The organism is Streptomyces calidiresistens (assembly GCF_014141525.1).
GTDB classification, from domain to species: Bacteria; Actinomycetota; Actinomycetes; order Streptomycetales; family Streptomycetaceae; genus Streptomyces; species Streptomyces calidiresistens.
The window spans coordinates 1-5,610 of the sequence record NZ_VKHS01000343.1; the positions used below are offsets into that span (position 1 = coordinate 1).

Consider the following 5,610-nt stretch of genomic DNA (forward strand, 5'->3'; position numbering starts at 1 on the left):
GCGCCGGGGCGGCGAATCCGACCCTCCCGGGACCTTGGTCCCGGCTCCCCCGGGGAGCCCCCCGCACGCGTCGACCCCACTATCCCGCGTAGTAAAAAGTCCGCTTTACCGCCTCTTGGGGGCACTGTTACCAATTCCTCGCGACGTCGCCGGGACCCTCCCGGTGCATCCCCCGAACGCGACGAACACGAGGTAACCCCCCATGCCCGCTCACCGCTCCCCGCGACACCGGCGCACCCCCGGTCTCCCCACCGTCCCGGCGATCACGGCCGTGACCGGCAGGGGTCGGGTGACAGCGGCGACCGTCCTCGGCGCGGCGGCCCTGGCCCTGACGGTCCCGCTGCTCCCGGCGGGGGCGAACACGACGGGCGCCGAGTCCGTGGCCACCTCCCCCGTGGCCCGCGCCCTGGTGGACGACGGGGCGATCGCGGAGCACCGCGAGGCGGTGGAGCGGCAGTGGACGGACGCCGTCCGGGAGCACGCCGTCGAGCGGCACGCCGTGATCGCGCACGCCGACGCCACCGCCCACCGCGAGGCCGAGGAGGCACGGGAGGCGGAGGAGGCCCGCGCCGCGGCCGAGGAGGCACGGGAGGCGGAGGAGGCCGAGCGGGCGGCGGACCGCTCCGCGTCACGCGAGGCCGTGACCGCGGTGGCGGCGAGCGCGCCGACGGCCGCGGCCACGGCGGTGCCCACCGGGGTGACCACGGACGCCGAGGGCTACAAGGTCTACACCGACGACCTGGACGGCTGGATCCGCGAGGCGCTGGACATCATGGCCTTCCACGGCATACCCGGCACCTACGAGGGCCTGCACCGCAACATCATGCGGGAGTCCAGCGGCAACCCCAACGCCATCAACCTCTGGGACATCAACGCGCAGAACGGCACCCCGTCGATCGGTCTGCTCCAGGTCATCCAGCCGACCTTCGACGCCTACCACGTGCCGGGCACCCCGTACGACCTGTACGACCCGGTGGCCAACCTGGTGGCGGCGGCCAACTACGCCGCGCACCGCTACGGCTCGATCGACAACGTCAACGGTCCGTACTGATCCGTCCCACCGGATCACGGGATCCGATCCACCCGACCCCGCCGATCGGCGGGGGTGACGGGGTCGGCCCGAACGCTCCCGGCGTTCGGGCCGGCCCCGTTTCCGTGCGAGGGGCGCGTGGTGCCGACCGTTGGCCCCGGTCGACACCACGCGTCCCGTGTCGCCCGCCGGTCGGTGCAGCGGGCACGTACGCCCCGGCCGGGTGGACGTGAAGGGCGACCACCGCCCCGATCGAACCCGGGTCCATCGACGACCGGCGGACTCTCCGGCGGGAGCAGAACAGACGATGAGGGGATTCGTGCACGGTCGAGGCCGGTGAGTCGGTGCCGCCGCTCGACCCGGCACCACCGACGACCGGCAGCGCCACCACCGGAATCACCGAAATCCCCGGAATCACCGCATGCGGAATCCCCACTCCTCCCCAATCCTCGGGGGAAGGGTGGGGTTCCGGCCCATCACCATCCCGATTCCAGCCATGATCCGGTGGAACCCACGCCCGAGCACCCGGGAGCCCGGGGTCACACAAGCTTCAGACGTGCTCGATTCAACGCAATTCGCCTCGCGGAGGCAAGAACCTCCGGAGCACCCGGATAGTCGTTCCCTCCGCCACTCTTGCGATAATCTCCCCCGGAGCGACTCCATCGGCCTCCGCATATCCTCAAAGAGACATGGAGCAGCGCGCCCACCCGGTGGCGCCACGGGTTGTCATTCATACCGGCGGGGTGGGGGTGCGGCCTGATTCGCACCCCCACACCCACGGAAAGAAAACAATGCCGATTCAATACGTGAACTGCTCCTTCGGTTACTCCCGGAGGGGCGCCGTGTTGTCCTCGCTCGACTTCACCTTTCCCTCCGGTAACACCGTATTGCTCGGCCCGAATGGGGCGGGAAAGAGCACTCTACTGAAGATCGGCTCCTCCGCTCTCCTGCCGAGGAAGGGGTCGGTACGTCTCGGAGAACTCGACACCCGGTCCCGCCGTGACCGTGGCCCGTACCGCCGCAGAGTTGCCTGGATGCCCCAGAACATCGACTGTGTCCCCGGTTTGCGAGTGGTTGAGCAGGTGGCCTATGCGGGATGGCTCAAGGGGCTTGGCAAGGATGCAGCCGCGGAGAAGGCCTCGTGGGCGCTGGCCCAAGTGGATCTCACCCATCAGGCCGACAGTCGGGTTTCCGAACTCTCGGGTGGACAGCTTCGCCGGGTGGGAGTGGCCCGGGCCCTGGTACACGACGCGGAAGTCCTTCTGCTCGACGAACCGACAGCCGGAATGGATCCTCGACAACGCCGGGTGTTCCACAAGGTTCTGGGAGGCCTGAGAGGCCGAATCGACATCGTGCTGTCCACCCATGACGTGGCCGACCTGGAAACGACCTATGATTCCGTCGTCGTCATGCTCGGGGGAAGAATCCACTTCCGCGGCGATGTTTCCGAATTTCTGGAAAAAGCTCCTCCCGAAACTCCTGCCGGTCGCGTGGCGGAGGCCGCCTACCACGGCGTGACGGAAGGAGCGTCCCCATGCCTTTCGTGACCGCTCTTCGAAGTTCATCCGTGGTATGGGGCGCTTTCCCTCTGTTCGCTCTCACGGCTTTCCTGGTGGTCGAGTGGTCTCGATTCGCCGAGCCCGGATTCGGCACAGCGGTGGCGGAAGCCACGGCGTTCCCCGTTTTCGTCGTGGCCGCCGTCTGCTCCGCCTGTGCCGCGTGGGAAGGGGGGCGACTCCGCCGGGGAGGAGTATGGTTTTCCGCTCCGGTTCGAGGACGCCTGCGCATTCTCGTGAACACGTTGTCACCCGTTCTGGCCCTCGGTTCGACGAGCTTCGCGATCGCTTTCGTTTTCGCTTCGTCGACCCTGGGCGCGTTTCCGGCTGCCCGGGACCTGCTTCCCCTGGCTTCCGCGGCGGTGGTGACGGTTTCCTACGCGCTGCTGGGGTTCTGTGTGGGCTGTGCGACGCCTCGGCTGATCGGAGCGCCCTTGATGCTGATCGGGGTGTATGTCTGGATGACCGTACCCGCCTCTTCGGACATCATGTGGATCAGGCACCTCTCCGGGATGCAGATCACCTCGTCCTCGGTTGTCGACTCCGTTGAGGTGACGGCCTTCACGGCACCCGTTGTTCTGAGCGTTTCCCTGGCTCTTGCCTTTTTTCCACTCATGAGTGGAGCGGAGCGAAGCCTTCGGGAGGCGGGCACGGCCGTGTGCTGTGGGGTGATCGGCTCCCTGGTCGCGTGGTCACTGGTGGCCGATTGGGGGCCGGGGGCTCCGACGACCCCGCGCGCCGGTGCCACGGTGTGCGCGGAATCCAACCCGACGATCTGCCTGCCCGGGGAATATTCCGGAGAGGTGCCCCGACTGCATCGCATCGCCGGTGATGTGTTGGCGGACCTGGAGGCCGCCGGATTCGATCGCCCGCACACCCTGGCACTCGTTTCCGCCGAATCCCCCGTTTCTCCGGGCACGTGGCGCTTCGCTCCCCACCCCGAGCACGATGACGAGTTCCTGCGTGCCACGATCGCCTGGAGCGCGATTCCCGACTCCCCCGACTGCTTCGCGCACGACGACGGCTATGTCGGAAGCGACGAGGACATCCGCGTCTGGTTGTTGCTCCTCACCGAGGACGGGGGAACCCCCGGGGCAACCCTGCCGGAGGACGCTTCGACCCGCCGGGTCCTGCCGGTACTGGAGCTCTCCCGCGAAGAGCAAATGGAGTGGTTCGACGCCACCGTCGGAGCGCTGGGCGACTGCGCCCCCACCCCCGAACCCCCGGGGCGGTCGGCATGAGCCTCTGGTGGACCACCAGGCGGTGGTGGCTGGCGGGCGGCGCCCTCGGGCTCTTCCTCCTCTCCGTCGAACTGATCGGGGAGTACCGGGCGACGGTACCGGCCTTCACTCCCATCGGGTCGGCCACCATCAAGTTGATGCTGTTCGTTCCGGTGCCGGTATGTCTCGCCCTCGCGTATTGCGCCCAGCGCTTTCCGCCGTCGCCCGAGTCCACCGCCGTCCGCCCGGTGGGCGTGTACGACGGGTTCGCCGTGGTGGTCCTCGGCTCCCTGGCGGTGGCCGGCGTTGCTCTCATCGATGCCCTCGGCACCTCCCCTCTGGCCTGGGCCGCCGGGCGCAACCTTCTCTTCCTCATCGGGTTGACGATGACGGTCGGGGCGATGGCGGGTTCGACGGTCTCCGGTGTGGCGTGCGTGGGGTGGCTCGTCCTGGTCACCCTGGTGGGGTACGGCAACGACCTCCATCCGTACCCGTGGACCGTTGTCCTGCGGGACGCCACCGACCCGGTGGCGGGGATCGCGACGGGGGTGGTGTTCGCCCTCGGGGTGGCGGCGACGATGGGACGTCACTCCCCGCTTCCGGGGTACACGGGGTACACGGGGTGGAGGTGAGGGGGCCCGACCCACCGTTCCCGGAGGCGCCCGTGCCGCGGACCCCTCGGTGTCGGACACCGGGAACGCCCTGGCAGGCTGGTGTCCCATGATCCCCTCCCCACCTCCCGCGCCCTCCGGTGAAGGGGGGGCGCCCGACGTGGTGCCCCCGCTCACGAACGCCCGGGAGGCGCCGACCGACGCCCGGCCGGCCGATCCGGCGGACCCCGCCCGGCGCCGCAACCCGCTGGGCGGGCACGTCCCGGTGGCCGGCGGCCTGGCCCGCACCGGCCTGGCGTACGCCCGGCGGATGGGTGCCGAGACGGTACAGGTCTTCGTCGCCAACCCGCGCGGCTGGGCCACTCCGACCGGCGATCCCGCGCAGGACGAGGAGTTCCGGGCCGGCTGCGCCGCGGAGGGCCTGTCCGTCTTCGTGCACGCCCCCTACCTGATCAACCCGGCCTCGCACGACGCGACCACCGGTGAGCGGTCGGTGGTCTCGCTGCGGCACTCGCTGCGGCGGGCCGCCGACATCGGGGCCCCGGGGGTCGTGGTGCACACCGGTTCGGCCACCGGTGGACGCGACCGGGAGACCGGGCTCGCCGCGGTGCGCGAGCGCCTGCTGCCGCTGCTGGAGGAGGAGCCCGGCGGTCCGGACGGGCCGATGCTGCTGTTGGAGCCCACCGCCGGGCAGGGCGCCTCGGTGTGCTCACTGGTGGAGGACCTCGGCCCCTATCTGGCGGCGCTGGACCACCACCCCCGGGTGGGGGTGTGCCTGGACACCTGTCACGTCTTCGCGGCCGGCCACGACCTGGACCGGCCGGGCGGCGCCGGCCGGTTGCTCACCGCACTGGAGGAGGCGGTGGGACCGGGACGGTTGCGGTTGATCCACGCGAACGACTCGGCCGCCCCGCGCGGCTCGCGCCGGGACCGGCACGCCCGGATCGGCCGGGGACACATCGGCGACACCGCCTTCGCCGAGTTGCTGGCCCATCCGGCGACCGAGGGGGTACCGCTGGTCATCGAGACGCCCGGGGGCCCGGAGGGGCACGCCGGGGACGTGGCACGGCTGCGGGAGATGCGCGCCGGGCGGACACCCCCGCCGGTGCCGAGGGAGGAGCACCCGCCGCGCCGGGCCGGCGGTCGCGGGACGGGGTCGCGTCCGACCGGCGGGGGACGCGGCTGATCCGGGG

The 5,610-nt window shown here is 70.6% G+C and carries 5 protein-coding genes; all 5 read left to right on the top strand.

Going from position 1 to position 5,610, the window contains the following annotated elements:
* Positions 1 to 289 precede the first annotated feature (289 nt).
* Entirely contained in the window at positions 290 to 1,051 is a 762-nt protein-coding gene (locus tag FOE67_RS14925) for a transglycosylase SLT domain-containing protein (protein ID WP_323384950.1), read from the top strand.
* Positions 1,052 to 1,719: 668 nt separating this feature from the next.
* On the top strand, positions 1,720 to 2,577 hold the full coding sequence (locus FOE67_RS14930) for an ATP-binding cassette domain-containing protein (protein ID WP_323384951.1): 858 nt from the start codon (positions 1,720 to 1,722) through the stop codon (positions 2,575 to 2,577).
* On the top strand, positions 2,565 to 3,827 hold the full coding sequence (locus tag FOE67_RS14935) for a DUF7224 domain-containing protein (protein WP_182664473.1): 1,263 nt from the start codon (positions 2,565 to 2,567) through the stop codon (positions 3,825 to 3,827). The genes FOE67_RS14930 and FOE67_RS14935 overlap by 13 nt, the downstream gene beginning before the upstream one ends.
* Positions 3,824 to 4,438: a hypothetical protein gene (locus FOE67_RS14940; RefSeq protein ID WP_182664475.1), complete on the top strand. Its 615-nt coding sequence runs from the start codon at positions 3,824 to 3,826 to the stop codon at positions 4,436 to 4,438. The genes FOE67_RS14935 and FOE67_RS14940 overlap by 4 nt, the downstream gene beginning before the upstream one ends.
* A 142-nt stretch (positions 4,439 to 4,580) precedes the next feature.
* Positions 4,581 to 5,603 (top strand): deoxyribonuclease IV, encoded by a 1,023-nt coding sequence (locus tag FOE67_RS14945; protein WP_438874223.1) that lies wholly within the window; start codon positions 4,581 to 4,583, stop codon positions 5,601 to 5,603.
* The last annotated feature ends 7 nt before the right edge of the window (positions 5,604 to 5,610 follow it).